The sequence below is a fragment of the Pedobacter zeae genome (assembly GCF_014196715.1).
Classification (GTDB): Bacteria; Bacteroidota; Bacteroidia; order Sphingobacteriales; family Sphingobacteriaceae; genus Pedobacter; species Pedobacter zeae.
In genome coordinates this window covers 778,535-800,308 of record NZ_JACIEF010000002.1, presented here as the reverse complement: position 1 = coordinate 800,308, position 21,774 = coordinate 778,535, and the positions used below count along the sequence as shown (strand labels likewise).

Below are 21,774 nucleotides of genomic sequence, written 5' to 3'. Positions count from 1 at the left end.
AACGCAATTCCACAAAAAAGTTTAAATAAATTTTAATAATTCATTATAGAGTTTTTCGGTAGGCAGGCCCATTACATTGGTATATGAACCTTCAATACGCTCTACCACAACAATACCCCACCAATCCTGTATGCCATAACTTCCGGCTTTATCAAAGGGTTGGTAGTTATCGATGTAAAAATCAATTTCCTCGCTTGTCACTGCTTTACATAAAACTTCAGTACGATCATAAAAGGAATGAACTTTATCCCCTTTAACAATCGTTACACCGGTAAAAACCTCGTGTTTACTCCCTGAGAGTTTTTTTAACATCTCCTGTGCGTGCCTGCGGTCAGTTGGTTTACCTAAAATTTCATTGTTTAAAGCTACAATGGTATCTGCGGTGATTACAATTTCACCATCACCGGTAAAAGCTTTTGCCTTTTTTTCTGAAATATAAACAGCAATTTCTGCCGGGCTTAAACCATCGGGATAACTTTCATCCACATCTTTTAATTCGACCTTAAAATTTAAGCCCATCAGGGTTAAAAGTTCCTGGCGGCGTAGCGATTTGGAGGCTAAAATGATCGGTGGAAACTGAACTGGCATATCTTAATTTTCCGCTAAAATAAGAAAAGCGGCATAAAGCCGCTTTTCTTATCTGATATTTTTCAAAGATTAATTATTTCCTCCACCTTGTCTGCGTTTCTCCATTTCGGCGCGCATTTCTTTTTGCCAGGCTTCGTATGCTTTTTTCTGGTCGTCTGTTAACACTGCAGTAACTTTTGCATCGTTATCAGCACGCATTTTTTGCATTTTTTCCCTCATCGCATCCCTGTCTCCACCAGCTTGCATTTCTTCGCGCATTTTTTTCATGGTTTCTGCCTGCTCAGTAAAAACGGTCGTTAATTTTGTTTTTTGCTCATCAGATAACTTTAATTTTTCATCCAACTGTTTTACGCGTTCTTCAGGCTTCATCATCATTCTTCCGGGTCCACCACCTTGTTGTGCATTAGCGAAACCAGCTATTCCTAGCATCAATCCGCAGATCATCATTAATTTTTTCATGTCGTTTTTGTTGTTTTTGGTTCAAATTGAGCAGGTTTGAGTGCAAAAAATGATGAAGGTTTAAAAACGAAATGTAACTTAGCTGTTGCAGATCCGATGTATTAATCTTTCAACAATAAAACTGGCACATGCGATTTAATCGTTAGTTTTTGGGAAACACTTTCATGAAGCAGGCTTTCGAAAAAACTATATTTCTTGGGTAGTGCGATAATCAGCTGTGCTGCTTCGGCTTTGGCAAACTTCACAATACCCTTAATGGTATCGGGATGATTGGAGTAGTGATAGGCCGGAGAAAAATCTTTAAGCATTTGCTGTAAAACCTGTTCTTCCTGAACATCGATCATTTGACCTGAATTGATATTGAGCACCAACAGTTCTAAGGCATGTTTGCTTAAAATATTTTTAAGCGCGTGCATCGGGATTACCTCTTTAACCTTTTTAAAATCGCAGGCCAGAATCGCTTTACGTATTGACTGATAATCGGCCTTTGGCGGAACTACCAAAACCGGAACCGGACTAGATTTAGAAATCTTGATTGCATTAGAGCCGATATCGCTTTCATCTTTAGCTTTTTTACCGTTGCTACCAATAATGATGAGGTCTATTTCTTCCCGGTTTACGCGGTTAATTACGGATCTTAAAATGGTATCGCGGGATAAATTAACTTCTATTTCTGCCTGCGGATTGATTTCCAGCAATTTAGCTTTTAGTTTTTCAAGGGCTGCCAACCTGTTCAAAATTTCGTCCGCTATGCGATCGTCGGTAGTGATTAGCATATCTGGTGTTGGCAGAATGCTCTCATATTCAGAAACGTAATAAGCGTTAAGTAAAATTATTTTAGCATTCGCCATGGCAAAACTAAGCCTGGCAGCATATTTGGCTGCGTGATCTGCTGTTTTAGAAAAGTCGACAGGTACGAGATAGGTGCTCATAGAATTAAAATTAATGTTTTTTAAATTCAAAATTAATCAATCGATTGATTAATTTATAAACGTAAATTTCGGATATAATCTACTGGATTGCAAATTTTAGAGATGGAGATTTATAACGACAGCGTCATTCTCGCGAGAAAAGCATGGTTAAATATCCCTTGACTACGCTCAGGATGGCAATAGCTTGTAGACAGTAACCGATTTAAACAATTAACCAGTTAACCAATAAAACCGCTTGCAACTTACAGTTTGCAGTACTGATGAACTATTGAACAAATGACCAATAAACCAATGCCCTTATACTCCCGAATCCGAAGCCTTGGGGTTTTCATCGTGCCATCTGCCCTGCACCCTCATTACCTTTTCGATAATATCGCGTACAGCTGTTTTACCACCTTTATAGGGAGATATAAATTTAGAAATGGCCTTAATTTCTTCTACTGCATCAGCCGGACAGGTTGGGAGCCCAACCAGTTTCATTACTTTGAGATCAGGAATATCGTCGCCCATGTAGAGTACTTCTTCTGCAATTATATTTTTATCCTGAAGGTACTGATTAAAAATGGCGACCTTATCTCCGGCACCAAGAAAAACATCGGTTATGCCAAGGTTAAAGAAGCGTTTACCCATTGCAATACCGTCGCCACCGGAGATGATGCAGATGTGGTAACCCCGTTTAACTGCCAGTTGCATGGCATACCCATCCTTAATGTTAAAGGTACGTAACGACTGGCCATTATCCGTAACCTGAACGGTTCCATCGGTAAGCACACCGTCTACATCAAAAATGAAAGTAGTGATTTCTTTTAATTTCTGGAGAAACATCTTGCGTTTGGCGTTTAGGGGTAAGCGTTTGGGATTGACTCCAGACTAAGAACTAGAGACTCAAGACTAATTACTGATTATCTCTCCACTCGTATACCCAGGCTGATTGAATTTGCTCCAAATGGCCTTCATTGCTTTCTTCGCGTGTTCCTTTAAAATTAGGTAATTCTAAAACCCATTCTAAAAGTTCGGTAAAACGGATACGGTAGATTTTGGTTTCGGTAAAATCATCACCAAATTTCTCATATAAAGACATGGCAATATCTTCATAATCGTTCCAGTAAAAAGGTAAAGCAAATTTATCGTTGTTCATGTTTTGTTTGTTGTTGTAAAGTTGAAATATTTAAACGGTTAACTGTTTAAATTGGTTAAGCGGTTTAATTGTTAAATTGATAGCCGATTCAGGACTTAAGGCTCCCAACTCAATACTGAATTAGTGTCCCATAAAACCAGACTGATCCGGAATGGTCACTTCGATATCGCCGTTAATCACCACGCACTGGCAGCCTAAACGCGAAGTAATTTTCGGACGCACTGCCCTATCGATAAAATCTTCCTCTTTATCCGAAATCTCTTCGATATGATCCATCCCTTTGGTTACATACACATGGCAGGTACTGCAACCGCAAACACCACCACAATTGTGCTGTAATTCTATCCCGTTATCCAGACAAACATCTAAAACAGACTCGCCAGCAGCAATGGGTAATTCTACCGGTTCGTGATCTGGTTCTTCAAAATTTATTTTTAATTTAAAAATGCTCATAATTATTTTGCAAAAGTAATAAGCAAAAGCCGTAAAAATGCTATTTCGGCATTAATTTTATGCTGTTGCTTAGTGTTTGATAAATTTCCTGCAATGCGGGCTTATCTTTTAGCATGCTTAGATGCTTATTTATAGTGCTTTCGTCGTTCCTTACTGCTGGCCCGGTTTGTACATTTTCAGGCAGGTTAGTCATGACCTTATCGGCAGTTTCAGCTATTAAAGGCCTGATGATCTCAAAATCAAGACCATTTTGCTGTAATACCTGGTTTGCCAAAGCATATAGATGGTTTGGGAAATTACAGGCAAAAACGGCAGCCAGGTGTAATACCTTTCTTTTTTCGCCGCCGAGCTCGTAAACCTGCTCACTTAATTTAGCGGCCAGTTGGCGTAAAATTTCCAATCGGCCCGCATCAGTGGCTTCGATGCAGAGCGGAATCCGATCAAAAACCACTTCCTTTATTTTAGAGAAAGTTTGCAGAGGATAAAAAACACCCGCATGTTTAACCTGTGCCGATAATACCTGGATATCGGTTGTGCCTGAAGTATGCACCACCAGTCCGTTTACTTTTTTTAATCCTGCGGCGATACTTTCAATAGCATCATCTTTTACCGAAATGATATACAAATCGGCATCGGTTTTAACCGCATTTAAATCATTTACGGCTTCGGCAGCGATCCTACCGGCCAGCAATTTCGCATTAACCAGGTTGGGACTGTACACCTGCACCACATGTTCGCCTTTGGCTTTTAAAGCTTTTGCTAAATGTGTAGCAACATTACCCGATCCTAATAAAACGATGTTCATGTGCTTATCCGATCCTGGCTTCTTTCCTTCTTCTAAAAATAGACAGTAAGAAACCAACCACCATCACTATGGTACCTGCCCAATATAAATTGATGTAAGGAAATTCGATTGCTTTGAAAACTACCCAGTCTTTAGCTTGCTGTGGTTTTTCAAAAATCTGCAATTCTACTTTTTTCTCATCAGGTAAAACCCTCGAGAAACGGAACTTCAGATCCAATTCATCTACTTTACGCGCAAAATCGAACGTATTGTTTCCTTTAATCAGGAAGATTGGTTCAGTGTTGTAAATTTTACCTGCTGCATTAATTTCCAAAGGTAAACCCACAGCATAATCGCCTTGTGCCAAGGCTAAATCTTTGGCGGTAGGTTTCCGGTTTAAATCTTTCACTGTAACCACACCGCTTGAAGTATGAATGGTATCACCTACCGAAACCTTAACTATCCGTGGTGCTTTGTAATTTTCATCATCCGAATGCCCTTCGTGATCCTCGTGGGCAGATTGCTTAACCGCAGCACTTGTAATATGTGTATACACATCATAAGTTAAATAATGTTTGGTATCGGGAGAGGCAATTAACCCCATTTTCTCGTTGTCCTGGGTGTGAGGATGTAAATTAAAATCTTCTTTAACCTTACCGTCTTTATCTACAACTTTGAAGTTAAGTGTATAAAAAGTATTCGGCGCCTCGGTAGTATCGCTTACATAGGTTACGGTATACTTGCCCATTTGTTTAGGCTCGTTTTTATACAGCATAATGTTTTCGCCAGGTTTCTCCGTTTTTTCGAAATCTTTAACCGGAATAAACTTGTTGGCGTTTATTGAAATCGGCTTATTGGTGGCAGCTGCTATTAAGGCACCTAAAATTAAAAGTGCAAAACCAATGTGAGCAATTGCCGAACCTGCCAGCTTTGCTTTGCCTCCAAATGCCTGGTATAAAACCGCCGCATTAGAAAGTACCGCAAACAAGCAACTAAAAGTGATCAGGATGTACATCGTGTTGGTATAAACATCTGCTACATATACCAAACCTGCTGTTAAAACCACTGAGAAAATAACTACAGAGACTAAACTGCTGTAGAATTTACGCGGATCAGTTCTTTTGTATTTTAAATATTGAGAAAAACCCGATATCAGCGTAATCACCATTGCAAAAGGTGCCTGCCACTGATTATAATACTTAACGGCGTCGGTAGGCGGTGTAAAATTAGTACCAAATGCTTTGTTAAATACCGGAACTGACGTAGAGAAAATCACCTGGATGCAGGCAACAGTTACCACTAAGGCACCAATAAACATCCAGAATTCGCGAGAATAGGTTTCTTCATCCTTTGTGGTAATAGGCAACTCTTTCCACCTGATGATGACCAGCGCAATGGCTAAAGCGGCGAATACCACGTTGTAAAGGATCAGGTGGCCAAACATCCCCATATCGGTAAACGAGTGTACCGAGGTATCACCTAAAATACCGCTCCGGGTTAAGAACGATGCATAAAGCACCAACAGAAAGCTTAAAAATACCAGTGCTATGGCTGTAAAATAGGCATGACCGGTGTTTTTATAGGCGATCATGACATGCACAGCCCCGATCAAGGTTAACCACGGGATTAAAGAAGCATTTTCTACCGGATCCCAGGCCCAGAACCCACCGAAATTTAATGCCTCATAGGCCCAGAAAGAGCCCATAATAATGCCGGTACCCAAAACCATTACCGCAAAAAGTGTCCATGGCATGGCGGGTTTAATCCACTCTTTATATCTTTTTTGCCAAAGGGCCGCAATCCCGTAGGCGAAAGGTACCACCATACTGGCAAACCCTAAAAACAAGGTTGGCGGGTGAATCACCATCCAATAATTTTGTAATAGCGGGTTTAAGCCCCTGCCATCGGTAATGAATTTTAGGTAATCTTTAAAATTTTCAGGATTGGCAAAAACCACAGGCGCCATGGCCTTTAAATCAACTGCATCTCTAAGCAGAATAAACGGAGAACTACCAATGCGCTCACCAAAAATCTCTACCCCCAACATCATTGAGGTTAAAAATACCTGAGAAAAAGCCACAACGGTCATTACAGGGCGCTCCCACGTTTTGGCTTTCCAGATGAGCAATACACCTAAAAACGATTGCCAGAATGCCCAAAGCCAGAAACTTCCTTCTTGTCCTTCCCAAAAGGCCGATACAATATAATAAATTGGAAGTTGCTTTGATGAGTGAAAATAAACGTAGTTATATTCGTTATAATGTCCTAAAACCAAATAGAAAAGCGTAACACCAATGCCTATAATGCTGGCCCAGTTAATCAGGAATCCAATTCTTCCCAGATTGCGCCAGGATTTGTCTTCTAAATTTTTGCCGCGACTGGCATAAAAGTATGCAATGGTTGAAAGTAATGATGCACTAAACGCCAGTACAATAAAAAACTGCCCGATTTTACCCGGTAACAGGTGTTCGCCTACAAATTGAATATCCATTAAAATTAGTTGTATTTTTTCTCGCCGTATTTCCCTACGGTGTCTACCTTACCATCCTTATTTACCTCTACCAGGTTATCATTATATTTAGATGGGCATTTCATTAAAATTTTCGATGCATAAAACTTGTCACTGTTCATCTTACCGATCAACACAAGCTTTTCTGATTTTTCAAAATCCTGCGGTTTGGTTCCTGCGTAAATGACCTCTCTCACCTCTCCTTTTTCATCTTTCATGTGGAATGAAAAGTGGTTAGCATCTTTTACGGCGTCGTAATACGTGCCCATTGATTTTACCCAATAGCCCATCACATGCTCTTCTTTTCCGGAAAGGGTTGCCTGTTTAAAATTAGAGTAAGTATCGGTATTCGCATTTAAGCTAAATAAAATACCTACGGAAATGGCGATGGTAATTAATCCAATGATTGCACTTTTCTTCATGGTTATACTTTTTGTAAAAGCTGGCAACAAAGATAGAAAAATCGGCTTAGCCAGCATTCTTTTACATTTTTCTTGTCTTTATATTGACAATTACCTGATTTTTGAAAGAAAATATTTTTTCTGCAATGCTTATTTATTTATTACCCATCATCGGGAATATATCAAATCGTTTAAAAGTCCGGACTGAAATTCTTAAATTCGCCCACCGGATATTTGCTCCTCTTTTACACCCTGCAATAAAACATAAATCAAATTAAGATGAACTTGAAACAGTTTTATAAGCTTTTGCTATTTATTGTGCTGATCCCCATTTTAAGTTCGTGTTTTGAAGTAATTGAAGAAATTTCGATGAAAAATGATGGTACAGGCGATGTGGTATTAACCATCAACATGAGCCAAAGCAAAACCAAAGTAGCCTCGGTCATGCTGTTAGATAGCGTTCAAGGCTATAAAGTGCCCAGCAAACAAAAAATACAACAAGAATTAAATGAGGCTGTAGCTTATTTAAAGAAATCGGAAGGAATCACTAATGTAAAAAGCACTGCCGATTTTAACAATTTCATTGCCACTATCAGCTTTTCATTTAAAGATGTTTCCAATATCAATAACATCACCAAAAATATCCTGGCGCAACAAAAAATTAAAGCAACAAACACCTCATCGTATAGCTATAACAAGGTTACCAAAACTTTTAAAAGACAGTACCAGGCCATTGGCACAGCTAAAACCGAATTCAACAAATTAAAGCCAAAAGATAAGGCTGTTTTTAATGGCGCCACCTATACCAGCATTTACCGTTTCGAATCGCCTGTAACAAGTAGCACCAATCCGGCATCAAATGTATCAAAATCGAAAAAAGCAGTGATGCTTAGAAGCAGTATTACCGATTTAATAAACGGAAAAGTTAACGTATCCAATTCAATACAATTATCTAAATAACAAACAACAGCCCAGCTAAGCCTGCACGGCTAGCCATGCTCACAGCACCAATTACTAATGAAAAAAATTCTATTTTCCTTCTCCCTCCTGTTATTATTTAATTTAGCCAAAGCCCAGGACCTGGTAAAAAAAATACCTGCAAATGCCTTTACCGTTGCTACCATTAAAGGCGATAACATTTTTAAACTGATGTTTGTAAAAGATTTTAACGAATCTTTTGTGGGTAAGAAATTACTGGAAGGCACCTCCAAATCGCTTGATAAAAATTTTACGACTATCGAAGATTTCGGTATTAACCTGGATAAAAACATGTATTACTTTAACCAGCTAACCGATAGCATCAATTATAACTGTTTTCTGATCCCGTTAAAAGATGCCACTAAATTTGAAAGTCTGATTAACAATAAAGACAATAGAATTAAAGCCACCGGCGATACCAAAACCATGGTGTTACCAGATAGTACCGGCATCTTAAAGTGGAACAACAACATGCTATATTTTGTTAACGGTAGTATTAAAAGCAATTTCTTTGCTGATTCGGCTAAATCGGCCCGTTATGGCATTAAGGATATCAGGTTTCAGAACGATGAAGCTACTTTAGTTGATAGTGCCGCGGTAGCAGTAGATTCGGCATACGTAACCACAGCCGACGAGCCTATGGTAGAAACCACAGCCGCACCACCTGTAAAAGTTAAAGCAAAGCCAAAAACAGTTACCAAAAAGGCCGCTAAAAAAGCCAATGGCAAGAAAAAAACTGTAAAGAAAAAAACTGCGGCAAAACCAAAGCAGGAAGTTGAAGAAGAGGTTATGGCTGATGCCGTCATGGAGGCTGCAGAAGCAGTACCTGCAGCTGAAAGAGTAAATGCCGACTATGACCTTTACCAGCAAGAACGCGCCGAACAGGATGCCAGGAAAAAAAGACTGGCCTTTACCTGGATAACTGCACAAGCCGAACAAATTTTTAACGGTAGCTACCAATCGATAGAAAGCAACAAATCATACACGGGCAGTTTAGATAGCAAAGCCATTGCAGAACTTTGGGTTTCGAGCCTGCAAGATGTTTATAATGCCGTTGCTCCCGAATTTGGCACTTATGGTAAATCAGGTATGATGAAAGGGTATGGCAGTTTAAATGCAAAACTGTTTATGGATAATAAGAGTTTCCGCATTTCTACCGGTTTGGAACTGGCACAAGAACAGGCCGATTCGTACAAAAAAATCATGAACAAAAAGTTAAACAAGAACTTTTTAAAGTATGTAAACAGCGATAAAGCGATTGGCTTTATGAGCTATGCCATTGATACCAAAGCTTACCTGGAAGAATTACCTACACTGATGAAACAAACTTATGGTTCACTTGTAGGTGCCCGTATGGATGCAGAAATGGACTTAGGCGCCGATCTCCTCTCGCTATTGCTGGATGAAGAAGCAGTTAGTAAAGTAATTAAAGGAGATGCCTTGTTTATAATTAATGGATTGAACAGTAAAGAGGTAACCTATACTACTTACGATTACGACGACGATTACAATCAGAAAGAAGTGGTAAAAACTAAAAAAGAAACCTTACCCGATTTCCTTTTTATGTTCTCGTCTGATGATACCAGGCTGATTAACAAGCTCATTAAATATGGGGTAAACAAAAACTTTGTAAGCGCTGAGGGCAACATTTATAAAATAGTAGAGAAGAAAAGTCCGATTGATATTTATTTCCTGATCAAAGATGGTATTGTATTTTTTGGGAATTCATTAACCGAAATACAGGCGATCAACAGCAACCGGGTAAACAGCCAAATTAGCAAAACACATAAAAACCTGTTGAGCAAAAATAATTTCAGCTTTTTGTTCAATGCTAAAAACCTGGTGGGCAAAGTACCAGCTTCTGAAATCGGTGGCGAAGAAACCGCTAAAAAATTCAACAGCACTTTAGAGAAAATGGGTAATGTGTACATGAAATCGAACCCGATTAAAGGCAGGTTGGTTTCTGCAGATATCAGTGCAGAAATTCCTAACGGGCATGAAAATGCGTTGAAATATCTGTTTTCGTTAATTGAGAATGCAGCCAAGTAGATCAGTTTTCAATTAACAGTTTACAATTGGCAGTTAACCGATTTAAACAATTAACCGCTTAACCAATCATGGTAAAATTTTTAAAAATAACAGCAGCAATAGTTCTATTGCTGTTTGTTTTTTTTGCCTGTATTTGCAAATACAGAACATACCAGGCCGAACAGACGGCAATTCCCAAAAGTGCAATTAGCCTCATCCAGATTAATGTGGATGAACTTTACAAAACAATTGCTGCAAACATGTTAAGCCATCCGGTGTATTATTTTAAATCTGATTTTAAAAAAAACACTGCCGCGGCAGGGCCGCGCAAACTGGTAACGGGCTTATCTATTCCGGCCAGCATTTACCTTTATAACCTTGCCAATAAGCCAGCTGACGCAATATTTTCTTCTCTCGAGATTAAGAGTATAAGCGATTTTGAAAATTTTATCAAAAATGTATTACACCTGCAGGTCACCAAAAAAACAGAAGGAATTAATATAGCCAAATCGCAGCTGGGTAATTTAGTGATCTGCTATAACCATAAAGTAGCAGCTTTTGCAATAACCACAAGAGCAGAAAACCTCGAACCGGATCTGCTCGGCATTTTAAACAAAAAGAATACAGTAAAAGCTAGCGAAAGCAGATTTAAAGCACAGCTGGCACTTAAAAAGCATGTCGTTTTTAGTAACAGCGGCCATAATGGCTGGATTGATTTTAGAAACGGACAGATCGATTTTGGAGATGTGCTATCATCAGCTGATATTCTGCCGGCTAATCAATCTTTTCAGCACCAGCAAAACACGGGCAATACCGTTAACTTTTCGTTAAATGCCAATTTTAAACAAGGCTTAAACAAAGCTTACAGATTCAAAAACTTCAGCCTCGAATGGGATAGTTTACTGAAGTATTATAAAGGCAATCTCGATTTGGAATGGACAAACTCCATTACCCAAACCGATTCCGTTATTACTTACGAATACAATGATAATTTCGAAAAGGTAGAAAAAGTAAGTTTTCGAAAAAGTGAAATACCCAATTTTGTAATCAGGATTAATGCAGATACTAAAGGATTAATGCGCTATCTTGATCATCAAAACATCATTAATAAAGATAGCGCAACTTTAAATAAAGCTATATTTCCGCTGTTTAAGGTCTTTGTAAAACATACTGACCAACAGTTCGTATTAAGCTCAAAAAAAGACATGAAATCAACTGCCAGCTATACGAAATCAGATAATCTTTTTATGCTGAACATTAATTTCCAGAAATTAAACAAACAGATTAACCAATCGCTGATTAACCGATACCTGAAAAATCTTGCACAGTTAAGCATTAGCGGCAAAGCAGACGAATCTGGTAAAATTAATATCCGGGGAGCATTAAGTATGAGCAATAAGGATATCAATTCGTTATACCTGTTACTGAGCAGCTTTTAAATTGTCCTCTATTTCTTAATTAAACGTTGGTATATTCGTAAATTAACAACATCAAAAAGATCTTAAATGCTTCACGATAATCTGATTCTTATTTTGGTTTTACTTTTAGGTGTAACCCTATTGGTAATGATTGGCCAGAAGATAAAAATCTCCTATCCTATCTTTCTAGTATTAGCCGGCTTACTTATTGGCTTTATCCCCGGTATTCCACATATCAAAATCGACCCGGATATTGTTTTCTTACTTTTTTTACCGCCCTTGCTTTATGAAGCTGCCTGGTTTACCTCCTGGAAAGATTTTTGGGAATATAAGGGTGCTATTTTTTTAATGGCTGTGGGTTTGGTTTTTATTACCTCCATGGCTGTTGCTTATGCATCTGCAGCATTTATACCAGGTTTTACCCTCGCTCTCGGCTTTTTATTGGGAGGTATTGTTTCGCCCCCCGATGCCGTTGCCGCAGCAGCAGTGTTAAAAGGCATGAAGATTCCGAAGGTTGTAAGTGCTTTACTGGAAGGCGAAAGCTTGGTAAACGATGCCTCCAGTTTAATTGTATTTAAATTTGCATTAGCTACTGTAGTTAGCGGTACCTTTGTAATGCAGGATGCTGCAGTGAGTTTCGTAACTGTTGCCGGCCTGGGTATTTTAATCGGTCTTGCCATTGGTGGTATATTTTATGTTATTCATCGCTGGTTACCCACAACTGACAATATCGATACTGTACTTACCTTACTTACGCCATACTTTATGTACATTATTGCCGAGCATTTCGAAGCTTCCGGTGTAATGGCAGTAGTATCAGGCGGCCTGTTACTCTCCAGTCAATCGCATGTAATCTTAACCTCAAATTCCAGGATCAAAACGGTTAATGTGTGGTCATCATTAATATTTATGCTTAATGGTGTGGTATTTATACTAATTGGCCTGGCCTTACCGGATATTGTACATGGCTTAGGTTCTGATTATCCAATCATAAAAGCTATCGGCTATGGATTTGGGATAAGTATACTGGCCCTGGTTGTTCGACTGGTATGGTTGGTTTCAACAGCCCAGATTACGCTATTATTTAATAAAAAAACGAGAATACGTTATCAGGATATGACATGGCATTCTTATGTGGTAATCATTTATGCGGGGATGAGAGGCGTGGTCTCTTTAGCGGCGGCACTCTCCATTCCGGTAATGATTTCTGATTCGGTGGCTTTTCCTTTAAGAAACCTGATCTTATTCATCACCTTTGTGGTCATTTTTATTACCCTGGTTTTGCAAGGGCTTACTCTGCCACTGGTGATTAAACTGCTTAAAATTCCTGAGCCTAAAAGTAAATTGACAGAACAGGAGCAAACTGATCAGATTAAACTAAAATTGATCGATCTTTCTTTAGATAAATTAAATACCGATTATCAGCACCAATGCACACACAATGAGTTAATGGTTAACTTAAAAGCAGAGCTGCACCATTCTTTAAAAGAAAAAAAGGATAATATCCATGCTTTTAAAAGAGGTGAAATTAATAAAGAAGATTTGAAAGCTTACCAGGAAATAGTGCTGACCCTGATTCAGCTCCAGCGTGACGAGTTGCATCATTTAAAGCGGAATAAAGAATATGATGATGAAGTGATCAGAAAAGAAGAATGGAGGCTGGATTTAGAGGAGTTGAGTATTACATCTTAATGCCGGTTTTTAAATCAAAATAAAATAGAAAACTTAAGCGCAGTTTGCAGCGGGAAGGAATGACAAATACGAAACGTACAAGCGCAATGCGGAAACAAACTTTGTAAATCGCTTAATAGCTGCCTCCAATAATATAACAAGCTTGCTATTTAGCAGTTGACGAACGCAAAACCAACAAGGCTAACCACAAAAAATCCCTGCAAATTTCACATTTGCAAGGATTTTTCGCTTTAAGCTCCAGTCTTTTCGGCTTTGACCGCTTATGGCCAAACACCTAAATTCATGTAAGAAACTGCAATTTTATCAATCGAGTTAACGAAAGCAGCTGTTCTCAATGTTTTAGTACCTGGTTTGGTCATTAATGTTTCGCGTATTTCGTGGTACGAATGGATCATGGTATCTTCTAAGCCAGAATTTACCAATTCCATTTCAGACGCACCTTTCACAATCATTAAACGGTGCTCAGGAAGTATGGTTTTCCCGGTCAGGTTTTCCAGAGTATTGATCAGGTTGGCATTGGAGTTAGCCGCATAACGGTTTTCCATACGGCCAAAGGCCACGTGCGAAAGGTTTTTCAACCACTCGAAATAAGAAACCGTAACACCACCGGCATTACAATACATATCCGGGATAATAATACCACCCATTTCGGTAAAAATGGCTTCTGCTTCCGGTGTAGTTGGACCATTGGCACCTTCGGCAATGATTTTTGCTTTAATATTTCGGATATTTTCTTCTGTAAACTGGTTTTCTAAAGCTGCAGGGACAATGATATCGCAATCCTGCTCCAAACCTTCCATCGAATTTTTGAAGCTGGTGGCACCAGGGAAGCCCAAAATTGAACCCGTATTCTTACGGTGTGCAAAAACCTCATCAACGTTTAATCCGTCAGGGTTGTAAATGGCACCTTCAAATTCACAAAGGCCAACAATGGTTGCACCAAATTCGGCAAGGAATTTAGCTGAGTGGTAACCCACGTTACCTAAACCCTGTACAATTACCCTTTTATCGCTTAAACCAGCCTTAAAGCCAAGTTTAGCCATATCTTCTGCTACTTCTACGCACTCGCGTACAGCGTATGCCACACCACGGCCGGTAGCCTCTTTACGACCTCTGATACCGTGCAAAGCAATTGGTTTACCAGTAACGCAGCCCAGTGCATCAAGCTGACCTGGGTTCATGGTCATATAAGTATCGGCAATCCAGCTCATTTCGCGTTCACCAGATCCATAATCAGGCGCAGGAACATCAATGCCCGGGCCGATAAAGTTTTTCTTAATGAGTTCTGTAGTATAACGGCGTGTGATGGTTTCCAGTTCTGCAACACTGTATTGTTTAGTGTTGATTTTGATCCCCCCTTTTGCACCGCCAAACGGAACGTTAACAATGGCACATTTGTAGGTCATTAAAGCGGCAAGCGCCATTACCTCATCCTCGTTAACCATTTCACTGTAACGGATACCACCCTTTGTAGGGCTCATGTGGTGAGAGTGTTCTACGCGCCAGGCGTCAATTACTTCAAAACCATTTCCGCGGCGGATTGGGAATTGGAAACGATATACACTATTACATGTTTTAATCTGGTTCAATAAACCTTCCGGATGATTGGTGAATTGAGCCGCACTGTCAAAGTTCTTACAAACATCTGCAAAGAACTTGTTCTCGTCTGCTAGATTAGCCATTATTTATTTTTTATATTGAATAAGTTTTCGGTGCAAAATTGCCTAAAAAAACCGCAAATATCCAAATGCAAAAAGACTTAGTGTATAGCGAACACCACATCATTTGGGCCGCTGAAAAGGCTTTATACCAGTTTTGCAAAACTGTTCAAAAACAATATTTAAATCGATTTAAACAGGGAAATCTTTATTTATCAACTCGATTTAAGCAACTGTTTTGACAGGCTTTTTATCATTGCTTTCCCGATAAAAAAAATTATAAAAAAAATATCCACAGGATTATTTTATTGCGATATTGATCAATTACAAAACAAAAACAGCACTATAATTGCGAATATCATAAAATTTAGCCGGTAAAAATCAGGCACAAAAAAAAAGAGATCAATATCCTTTTGATCTCCTTTAAAAGTTAACATGAACTCCTGTAGTTACGGCCTTCCATGTTATTCTTTGATTTGATTTTCTTTTTCAATTTTCTTTAATCTTTTATCAATGGAGAAAAGATAAGCCAGCAAACCAACCAGTATAATTACGATACAGATTACAACAACGTAAATTTTTCCGCTGCTGCGAAGGCTGTCTGCCATTTCTACGCTGTTATCCTGTGCAAATAACTGCATAGCGGCCATCAATAATATTAGAGAGAAAAATATCTTCTTCATCTTAGTTATGTTGTTGTTTGTTTTCGTTTGTTATTGATTGATTTTCAGCGGTAACGAAGCTATCCTGAACACTTTTAGTTTCATTTTGATAGGGTGTGTTCATGATGGTCTCTATTGAACGTATCCTGAAACGGATGGTATACACCCAGTACCCAACTAATATCCAGCCTAAACATGCCGGATAAAACACCATGCGCATCCGGCTGTCTAAATCGTAACTGTTAAAACCGGGATTACCGCCGTTACCGGGATGTAATGAATCTTTTAAACGTGGAAGTACGAAAAGCAATACCACCATCATCGGGAAGGCAAAAATATTGTAAATAGCCGAAATTTTAGCCCTTTTTTGTTCTTCATCTATGGCATTGCGAAGGATCAGATAGGCGAAATACAATAAGATAGATATGGCAGCAAAATTCTGTTTTGGATCGAAGCTCCAAAACTGTCCCCAGGTATATTTAGCCCAGATCGCCCCGGTAATCAGCCCTAAAACACCAAAAATAATCCCTGCATTTACACTTTCTACGGCTTTCATGTCATCTATTTCGCTTTTGCTGCTTAACGATTTTACGCTGTAAAAAACAGAGATCGAAAAAAGAACGATCATGGCAAACCACATGGGAACATGAAAATACAGGTTACGGATCGTTTCGTTTAAAATAGCCAAATGAGGTACCCCCAGCAACAATCCTGCAATTGCAGTATAAACAACCAGCACCGAAGCCAAAATTTTCCACCAGGTTTTTTTCATAAGTATATTTAATTATTGAATTTTGAATGATCAAATTAATGAAAGTCTGTCTGTTCCATCATCCATTTTCTGCCTTCCAATATTTAGTCCCTCCAAAGGTAAGGAAATAACAGTAAAGAGGTTGCGATCACCAGTACATTCACCACCAGTAACATAGCAATTTCATCGTAACTATTTTCCCAGGGCAAACCATCAACCGCATTTTTGGCCAGTTTTATCAGTAAAATCAATACCGGTATAATAATGGGAAAACTTAAAATTGCCATCAGCATGCCTCCGTTACCTGCTTTGCTGGCAATGGCCGAAACCATGGTAAACACCGTAGAGAAACTCATGCTGCCGAATATCGCAGCTACATAATACAGCACCATATCAGGCGGTGTAAAGGAGTCGAAAACTAAAGTATAAAAGCCCAGCGCGATGGTGGTGAGTACCAGCATCAGAAGGGTATTGTAAATGGTTTTAGAAATCAGAATCGCCGCCGGACTTGCCAAAATATAACTGTAAAGTTGCTGGCCTTTGGTTTCCTGCAAAAAGCTTTTCGATACCCCATTGATAGAGGCAAAAAGCATAATGATCCAAAAAAGCGCATTCCAGGCTAACTTGTCTCCCAAACTCACAAACGATAAATAACAGGTGAAGATGGTAGAAACCACATATAGCAATACACCGTTAATGGTATATTTGGAACGCCACTCTAACAATACTTCCTTGTGAATTAAATATTTAACCTCTTTGGCCAATTGCATAACCGCAAAGATACTTTTATTGATAAATATTGCACGCTTAAATTGTTGTATTGTTGTAATTTTGTTTGAGTTCCGGGACATTCATAATTTAGCCAAACGGCACGGAAAGCACAGAGAATAAAGCCAAAAATCAGTGTAATCTCTCGCAAAAACAAAAAATATGAACTACGCATCAGTTATAGCATCGCCTGTTGGCCAAGTTACCATCCTTGCCGATGATGAATTTGTGCATGCCATCACTTTTGCTGAAACAGCCATTACCGGACTTGCTGAAAATTCGCTCACGCTTAGGGCTGCCCAACAATTAAACGATTATTTTAAAGGCAAATTACAGCATTTCGATTTCCCGATGAAACAGAAAGGAACAGCGTTTCAACAAGGGGTATGGCAAAATTTACTGGCTATCCCCTATGGCGAAACCACCTCCTATGCTAAATTCTCGGCGCATCAACCACTGGCCATCCGTGCAATTGCGGCAGCAAATGGAAAAAACAATATTGCCATTGCAATGCCCTGCCATAGGGTAATTGGCAGTAATGGTAAACTGGTAGGTTATGCAGGTGGCTTATGGCGCAAACAATGGTTACTGCAGCACGAACGCGAGGTTACACAACAAGGACAAACAGAATTAAAATTTTAACACCATATTATTTTTTTGCAGATGGATACAGATCAAGCCGGAGCACCAAATTATTTAAAAGCCATTCGTTTAATTAATATAGAAGGCGATAAATGCGCATTCGAGACCGGAAAAATTCCCATCCGGCAGCACATTAACGTAAATTACTTTTTCGCTCAAACGGATGTATCGACTTTAGAAAAAATTCCCCATCCTGCACCAAGAAGGCAATACGTAATTACGGTTAAGGGCAAACTGAAATTTACAGTAAGTAATGGAGAAACTTTTATCATTGAGCCAGGCATTATACTGATCGCCAATGATACTGCGGGTATAGGGCATACCTGGGAAATTGTAGATGGCAACGAATGGGAAAGAATATACATCCCACTGGAAGAGGATGCTGATGATTATTTTATGATAGATCAATAATTCCAAAACCAGGATCCGGTCAAATCCGTAAATAATATCAAAGCTTAAGATATTATGAAAACGATCTGCCTGCTCCTTTTTGTTCTTTTTACCTGTTTACCAATGGAAAAAAACGCTCCGGTGACTAAATTGGATCTCAAAAAATATTCCGGAACCTGGTATTCGCTATATTCTATACCAACCATTTTTGATAAGGGCAGCCGAGAAACTACTACAAAATACTCGTTAAACAAAGCGGGTTATTACGATGTATTAACCACCTACAAAAAGCCTGGTGATGAAAAGGTTTATTCGCGGAATTCAAAAATCTTCCCTTCAGAAAACGGCGATGGTGGCGAATTGAAAGCACAATTCATTTGGCCGATAAAGGTTGATTACTGGATTATCGAGCTGGCCGAAGATTATTCTTATGTGGTGGTTGGCCACCCTGATCATAAATTTTTGTTCATCATGAGCCGTAATCGCACTATGCCTAAAAAAACCCATGATGAAATTATAGCCAGGTGTAAATCAAAAGGGTACGAAGTAGAAAAACTCACCTCACAATTGCATGAAAAGGCTTAATTCGGCATTAAACCAATCCGAATCTTTCTATCAGTTTATCTTTTTGAATACGTGCTACCTGTAACTGTTTATTATTTTCCATAGTTAACAGGCAATCGTTTTTATTAAAGTGTTTTACTTTATGAAGATTGATAATGTACTGACGGTGGATGCGAAAGAAATTTCTCTCCTCCAGAATTTCCTGTACATCTTTTAATGTTTTGGAAATGATAACCTTTTCTCCATCCACTAAAACTAAAATAGAGTAATTGCTGCTGGCTTCTACGTACAGAATCTCATCTAAATTGACAAAAGTAATCCCCGTAAGCGAACTGACTGCTATTTTATTAATCCGTTCGAGGTAGAATTGTTTTTGAAAAAGGTCAAACTGTGCCCCGGATGGCCTGATGGCCTGAACGGCTTTGTTTACGGCATCTGTTAAATCATTAATATGCACGGGTTTTACCAGGTAATCTAAAGCACTAAACCTGAATGCCCTTAAGGCAAATTCGTTGTAAGCAGTAATAAAAATTACGCTAAAGTTTAGGGGAGCCAGGTGTTCTAAAAACTGAAAACCGTTAAGTTCGGGCATTTCTATATCCAGAAAAACCAGGTCGGGCTTTAGCTGTACAATTTCCTGCAATGCCTTTAATGGACTGTTAAAAGTATGTATCTCGCCAATTTCTGGGCAATGCCGCTGAAGCTGGATGCGTAACAGATTAACGCTATCTTCCTCATCGTCGATAATAATGGTGTTTAAGCGTTTCATACCAGGTGGAGATTAATGGAAACCAGTGTACCCGCGGCCTCATTATTTTCGTGGTACAAATCTTCAATATGCACCCGGGTATCGGCATTAAATTTTTTATTGAAAACCGCTATGCGCTCGCTGGTAATTAAAGTACCGTACGATTTATCTTTTTCTGCAGCCTTGCTCTTCAGCTCACCGGCTTTTTTACGCCCTATCCCGTCGTCTTCAATGGTAATATTTAAGGTTTGTGCGGTAAAATCCTGGCTAATTTTAATGCTAATTTTACCACCCTGCTTTTTATGCATTAAGCCGTGCCAGATGGCATTTTCAATGTAGGGCTGTATCAACATCGGTGGGATTTCTATAAAATCGGCATCAACATTATCATCAATATCAAAAACATAATTTAATTTACCTTTAAACCGCATACTTTCCATTTCTAGATACAGCCTTAAGCTCATAATTTCCTCGGTAAGCACTATTTTTTCTTTTCGTGAATGGACCAATGATAAGCGCATGAGCTGAGAGAATTTACTCAGGTAATCGGATGCTAGGGTACTGTCGTTCTGTTCGATGTATAAATTGATTGAATTTAAGCAATTAAAAATGAAATGGGGATTCATTTGTAACCGTAAAATTTTATGCTCGTTTTCGGTATTTTTTATTTTGAGGTTAACCCGTTCCAACTCATCACGCCTGTCTTTATAGGCCAGTGCGGTTAAAAACAAAATGGTATCGACCACAAATGCCAGGGTTATTAAATCGTACCGTGCATTTAAATGATGGTACCAACCGGGTAAATCCCCTGATGCAACCAGCCACTTGGGCACAACTACAAAAATAAATGCCGCGGCTAGGGTAACCAGGCCTATAAAAGCAAATTTTAAATACCCCCGGTTAGGTTTTGGCCTGGTATGGTAGCTTAACCAGAGCAACAATATCAAAAAGGGCAGTGCATTGTATTTCCAAAATACCTTGGTTATTACACTTTGCTCGGGCCAAACAAAATGAACGGGCATGATAATCAACATCAATAACCATTGTAGCAGGCAGATGTTGAGGTAAATATTTAACCACTTACTTTGTTTAACCTGTAAAAATTCGCTCAAAAAGAGAATGTAAAAAATACTCTGTGGAATAAAAGATAGCAGGAATATAAAATCATTATTGAGCCAGGGTAGCCAATCCATTTCAATTATTAAAGCATCAACCTGCAATGAATATCTTAAAAACAACGAAATAGAGGCCAAAGCACAATACAGGTAAGATTTAAGCCTGCGCTGTAAAAAATATTTTAAGCAACAATAAACAAATACGGCAAAATAAAAGCCTGCCACCCATAATTTCAAGGTTTTAAAACTGGCAGGAGCACTTATCAGTTCTTCAACTTTCTCATGGTATGCAGTATCAAAAGTTTCTAAGTAAGGGTATTGGTGCGCAATGTTATACTGGTATTTATTGATCAGCAGATAAAATTGCTGCACACTTTGTTTCTTAATGGGGAGGTTAAGTCGCCAGTAATCACCTCGAACAGATAAATCGTTAATGCGCGAACCAAAACCGGTACGCCCAACCAACACCAATTGGTTATGCTTATATTCAAACAGTAGGGATTCTTGGTTTTTGTTGCCCAGTTTTAAAATCAGTGTGGTATCTTTCTTTAAAGTGCTTGAGGTGTTAAAATTCAGCCAGAATTGCCTTACCGTATCGGCAAACTCACCTTCCTTCAAAGTAATATCGAGCGTGTACCATTTTAAGGTTTTAAGCTGATCAATATTTTTATTGTCTTTTTTCGAAACAGCATAAGAGGAATGGTTAATGAGGTTGATTTTTTTTGTCTCATAGTTGATCGCAACAGGCTTTACCACAGGTTGCCCCATTAAAGAGAAATTGTTGCCCAAAGTGGTATAAACAAAAATGAAAAAAGTGATTAAAGCGCTGTTTTTTATGATCATCCTGTTAAAATCCCTAAAAGGATACCTAAGCTTAAAGTTAATTAGAAAAACTACAATAAACAGTAAAAATGAGTGAGCGGTTGGTTTAGCCTTGCGAAACCCATTATTTTATGTTTAAATCTTTTCGTAACTGCCTATAACGAACCGCACCTAACACCTTTCACTACACATGATATAACCCTTAGTTCACAGCAAAAATCTGATACTTCACTCAATTGCCCGCTTAACAGAAAATGGTTGGCTTAAATTTGCA

At 38.8% G+C, this 21,774-nt stretch carries 22 protein-coding genes; 7 read left to right on the top strand and 15 right to left on the bottom strand.

Going from position 1 to position 21,774, the window contains the following annotated elements; translation table 11 throughout:
* Window positions 1–21: 21 nt before the first annotated feature.
* From GGQ60_RS10060 to GGQ60_RS10020, 9 genes are all read right to left on the bottom strand, one after another.
* Window positions 22–588 carry a Maf family protein gene (locus GGQ60_RS10060; protein ID WP_183763171.1) on the bottom strand — a complete coding sequence of 189 codons (567 nt, stop codon included), beginning with the start codon at window positions 586–588 and terminating at the stop codon, window positions 22–24.
* Window positions 589–657: 69 nt separating this feature from the next.
* Entirely contained in the window at window positions 658–1,047 is a 390-nt protein-coding gene (locus GGQ60_RS10055; RefSeq protein WP_183763168.1) for a DUF4890 domain-containing protein, read from the bottom strand.
* A gap of 101 nt (window positions 1,048–1,148) precedes the next feature.
* Window positions 1,149–1,979 carry a universal stress protein gene (locus GGQ60_RS10050; protein WP_183763165.1) on the bottom strand — a complete coding sequence of 277 codons (831 nt, stop codon included), beginning with the start codon at window positions 1,977–1,979 and terminating at the stop codon, window positions 1,149–1,151.
* 297 nt (window positions 1,980–2,276) lie between these two features.
* On the bottom strand, window positions 2,277–2,804 hold the full coding sequence (locus GGQ60_RS10045; RefSeq protein ID WP_183763162.1) for a KdsC family phosphatase: 528 nt from the start codon (window positions 2,802–2,804) through the stop codon (window positions 2,277–2,279).
* 70 nt (window positions 2,805–2,874) lie between these two features.
* Window positions 2,875–3,117: a Fe-S cluster assembly protein IscX gene (iscX, locus tag GGQ60_RS10040; protein ID WP_183763159.1), complete on the bottom strand. Its 243-nt coding sequence runs from the start codon at window positions 3,115–3,117 to the stop codon at window positions 2,875–2,877.
* A gap of 120 nt (window positions 3,118–3,237) precedes the next feature.
* Window positions 3,238–3,570: a 2Fe-2S iron-sulfur cluster-binding protein gene (locus tag GGQ60_RS10035; protein ID WP_183763156.1), complete on the bottom strand. Its 333-nt coding sequence runs from the start codon at window positions 3,568–3,570 to the stop codon at window positions 3,238–3,240.
* A gap of 40 nt (window positions 3,571–3,610) precedes the next feature.
* On the bottom strand, window positions 3,611–4,375 hold the full coding sequence (locus GGQ60_RS10030) for a Rossmann-like and DUF2520 domain-containing protein (protein WP_183763153.1): 765 nt from the start codon (window positions 4,373–4,375) through the stop codon (window positions 3,611–3,613).
* A 4-nt stretch (window positions 4,376–4,379) separates the two neighbouring features.
* Window positions 4,380–6,845 (bottom strand): heme lyase CcmF/NrfE family subunit, encoded by a 2,466-nt coding sequence (locus GGQ60_RS10025; RefSeq protein WP_183763150.1) that lies wholly within the window; start codon window positions 6,843–6,845, stop codon window positions 4,380–4,382.
* A gap of 5 nt (window positions 6,846–6,850) precedes the next feature.
* The gene (locus tag GGQ60_RS10020; RefSeq protein ID WP_183763146.1) at window positions 6,851–7,285 is read right to left on the bottom strand and encodes a cytochrome c maturation protein CcmE domain-containing protein; all 435 of its coding nucleotides are present in this window, start codon (window positions 7,283–7,285) and stop codon (window positions 6,851–6,853) included.
* Between the two features lie 258 nt (window positions 7,286–7,543).
* On the opposite strand from GGQ60_RS10020, the gene GGQ60_RS10015 reads away from it, so the two are divergent.
* The 4 genes from GGQ60_RS10015 (at window position 7,544) to GGQ60_RS10000 (ending at window position 13,380) form a co-directional block, all read left to right on the top strand.
* Complete coding sequence (locus tag GGQ60_RS10015) at window positions 7,544–8,224, top strand: hypothetical protein (RefSeq protein WP_183763144.1); 681 nt, start codon at window positions 7,544–7,546, stop codon at window positions 8,222–8,224.
* A 57-nt stretch (window positions 8,225–8,281) separates the two neighbouring features.
* Window positions 8,282–10,291, top strand: a complete 2,010-nt coding sequence (locus GGQ60_RS10010) for a hypothetical protein (RefSeq protein ID WP_183763141.1) — start codon at window positions 8,282–8,284, stop codon at window positions 10,289–10,291.
* A gap of 68 nt (window positions 10,292–10,359) precedes the next feature.
* The gene (locus tag GGQ60_RS10005) at window positions 10,360–11,709 is read left to right on the top strand and encodes a hypothetical protein (RefSeq protein WP_183763138.1); all 1,350 of its coding nucleotides are present in this window, start codon (window positions 10,360–10,362) and stop codon (window positions 11,707–11,709) included.
* A gap of 66 nt (window positions 11,710–11,775) precedes the next feature.
* Entirely contained in the window at window positions 11,776–13,380 is a 1,605-nt protein-coding gene (locus tag GGQ60_RS10000; protein ID WP_183763136.1) for a Na+/H+ antiporter, read from the top strand.
* A gap of 260 nt (window positions 13,381–13,640) precedes the next feature.
* On the opposite strand, the gene GGQ60_RS09995 is transcribed toward GGQ60_RS10000, so the two are convergent.
* From GGQ60_RS09995 to GGQ60_RS09980, 4 genes are all read right to left on the bottom strand, one after another.
* Window positions 13,641–15,062: a Glu/Leu/Phe/Val family dehydrogenase gene (locus GGQ60_RS09995; RefSeq protein WP_183763133.1), complete on the bottom strand. Its 1,422-nt coding sequence runs from the start codon at window positions 15,060–15,062 to the stop codon at window positions 13,641–13,643.
* 440 nt (window positions 15,063–15,502) lie between these two features.
* Window positions 15,503–15,721: a CcmD family protein gene (locus tag GGQ60_RS09990; RefSeq protein ID WP_183763130.1), complete on the bottom strand. Its 219-nt coding sequence runs from the start codon at window positions 15,719–15,721 to the stop codon at window positions 15,503–15,505.
* 1 nt (window position 15,722) lies between these two features.
* Entirely contained in the window at window positions 15,723–16,472 is a 750-nt protein-coding gene (gene ccsA, locus GGQ60_RS09985; protein WP_229685030.1) for a cytochrome c biogenesis protein CcsA, read from the bottom strand.
* Window positions 16,473–16,555: 83 nt separating this feature from the next.
* Window positions 16,556–17,221, bottom strand: coding sequence for a heme exporter protein CcmB (locus GGQ60_RS09980; protein WP_183763127.1), 666 nt, complete (start codon window positions 17,219–17,221; stop codon window positions 16,556–16,558).
* A gap of 160 nt (window positions 17,222–17,381) precedes the next feature.
* Here GGQ60_RS09980 and GGQ60_RS09975 point away from each other — a divergent pair, with 160 nt between their 5' ends.
* From GGQ60_RS09975 to GGQ60_RS09965, 3 genes are all read left to right on the top strand, one after another.
* The gene (locus GGQ60_RS09975; protein ID WP_183763124.1) at window positions 17,382–17,861 is read left to right on the top strand and encodes a methylated-DNA--[protein]-cysteine S-methyltransferase; all 480 of its coding nucleotides are present in this window, start codon (window positions 17,382–17,384) and stop codon (window positions 17,859–17,861) included.
* Window positions 17,862–17,882: 21 nt separating this feature from the next.
* Window positions 17,883–18,272 (top strand): cupin domain-containing protein, encoded by a 390-nt coding sequence (locus GGQ60_RS09970; protein ID WP_183763121.1) that lies wholly within the window; start codon window positions 17,883–17,885, stop codon window positions 18,270–18,272.
* A gap of 102 nt (window positions 18,273–18,374) precedes the next feature.
* On the top strand, window positions 18,375–18,836 hold the full coding sequence (locus tag GGQ60_RS09965) for a lipocalin family protein (protein ID WP_229685031.1): 462 nt from the start codon (window positions 18,375–18,377) through the stop codon (window positions 18,834–18,836).
* A 7-nt stretch (window positions 18,837–18,843) separates the two neighbouring features.
* On the opposite strand, the gene GGQ60_RS09960 is transcribed toward GGQ60_RS09965, so the two are convergent.
* Both GGQ60_RS09960 and GGQ60_RS09955 read right to left on the bottom strand, forming a co-directional pair.
* Window positions 18,844–19,584 (bottom strand): LytR/AlgR family response regulator transcription factor, encoded by a 741-nt coding sequence (locus GGQ60_RS09960; protein ID WP_183763115.1) that lies wholly within the window; start codon window positions 19,582–19,584, stop codon window positions 18,844–18,846.
* Entirely contained in the window at window positions 19,581–21,521 is a 1,941-nt protein-coding gene (locus GGQ60_RS09955; RefSeq protein WP_183763112.1) for a histidine kinase, read from the bottom strand. The genes GGQ60_RS09960 and GGQ60_RS09955 overlap by 4 nt, the downstream gene beginning before the upstream one ends.
* Window positions 21,522–21,774: the final 253 nt, after the last annotated feature.

Bases quoted from the DNA above. Each gene is read 5' to 3' on its own strand.
- GGQ60_RS09995 (WP_183763133.1), bottom strand. From the start codon at position 15,062: ATGGCTAATCTAGCAGACGAGAACAAGTTCTTTGCAGATGTTTGTAAG.
- GGQ60_RS10050 (WP_183763165.1), bottom strand. From the start codon at position 1,979: ATGAGCACCTATCTCGTACCTGTCGACTTTTCTAAAACAGCAGATCAC.
- GGQ60_RS10015 (WP_183763144.1), top strand. From the start codon at position 7,544: ATGAACTTGAAACAGTTTTATAAGCTTTTGCTATTTATTGTGCTGATC.
- GGQ60_RS09955 (WP_183763112.1), bottom strand. From the start codon at position 21,521: ATGATCATAAAAAACAGCGCTTTAATCACTTTTTTCATTTTTGTTTAT.
- GGQ60_RS10055 (WP_183763168.1), bottom strand. From the start codon at position 1,047: ATGAAAAAATTAATGATGATCTGCGGATTGATGCTAGGAATAGCTGGT.
- GGQ60_RS10005 (WP_183763138.1), top strand. From the start codon at position 10,360: ATGGTAAAATTTTTAAAAATAACAGCAGCAATAGTTCTATTGCTGTTT.
- GGQ60_RS09990 (WP_183763130.1), bottom strand. From the start codon at position 15,721: ATGAAGAAGATATTTTTCTCTCTAATATTATTGATGGCCGCTATGCAG.
- GGQ60_RS09975 (WP_183763124.1), top strand. From the start codon at position 17,382: ATGAACTACGCATCAGTTATAGCATCGCCTGTTGGCCAAGTTACCATC.
- GGQ60_RS09965 (WP_229685031.1), top strand. From the start codon at position 18,375: ATGGAAAAAAACGCTCCGGTGACTAAATTGGATCTCAAAAAATATTCC.
- ccsA (WP_229685030.1), bottom strand. From the start codon at position 16,472: ATGAAAAAAACCTGGTGGAAAATTTTGGCTTCGGTGCTGGTTGTTTAT.
- GGQ60_RS10020 (WP_183763146.1), bottom strand. From the start codon at position 7,285: ATGAAGAAAAGTGCAATCATTGGATTAATTACCATCGCCATTTCCGTA.
- GGQ60_RS10030 (WP_183763153.1), bottom strand. From the start codon at position 4,375: ATGAACATCGTTTTATTAGGATCGGGTAATGTTGCTACACATTTAGCA.
- GGQ60_RS10035 (WP_183763156.1), bottom strand. From the start codon at position 3,570: ATGAGCATTTTTAAATTAAAAATAAATTTTGAAGAACCAGATCACGAA.
- GGQ60_RS10010 (WP_183763141.1), top strand. From the start codon at position 8,282: ATGAAAAAAATTCTATTTTCCTTCTCCCTCCTGTTATTATTTAATTTA.
- GGQ60_RS10060 (WP_183763171.1), bottom strand. From the start codon at position 588: ATGCCAGTTCAGTTTCCACCGATCATTTTAGCCTCCAAATCGCTACGC.
- GGQ60_RS10000 (WP_183763136.1), top strand. From the start codon at position 11,776: ATGCTTCACGATAATCTGATTCTTATTTTGGTTTTACTTTTAGGTGTA.
- GGQ60_RS10045 (WP_183763162.1), bottom strand. From the start codon at position 2,804: ATGTTTCTCCAGAAATTAAAAGAAATCACTACTTTCATTTTTGATGTA.
- GGQ60_RS09960 (WP_183763115.1), bottom strand. From the start codon at position 19,584: ATGAAACGCTTAAACACCATTATTATCGACGATGAGGAAGATAGCGTT.
- GGQ60_RS09980 (WP_183763127.1), bottom strand. From the start codon at position 17,221: ATGCAATTGGCCAAAGAGGTTAAATATTTAATTCACAAGGAAGTATTG.
- GGQ60_RS09970 (WP_183763121.1), top strand. From the start codon at position 17,883: ATGGATACAGATCAAGCCGGAGCACCAAATTATTTAAAAGCCATTCGT.
- iscX (WP_183763159.1), bottom strand. From the start codon at position 3,117: ATGAACAACGATAAATTTGCTTTACCTTTTTACTGGAACGATTATGAA.
- GGQ60_RS10025 (WP_183763150.1), bottom strand. From the start codon at position 6,845: ATGGATATTCAATTTGTAGGCGAACACCTGTTACCGGGTAAAATCGGG.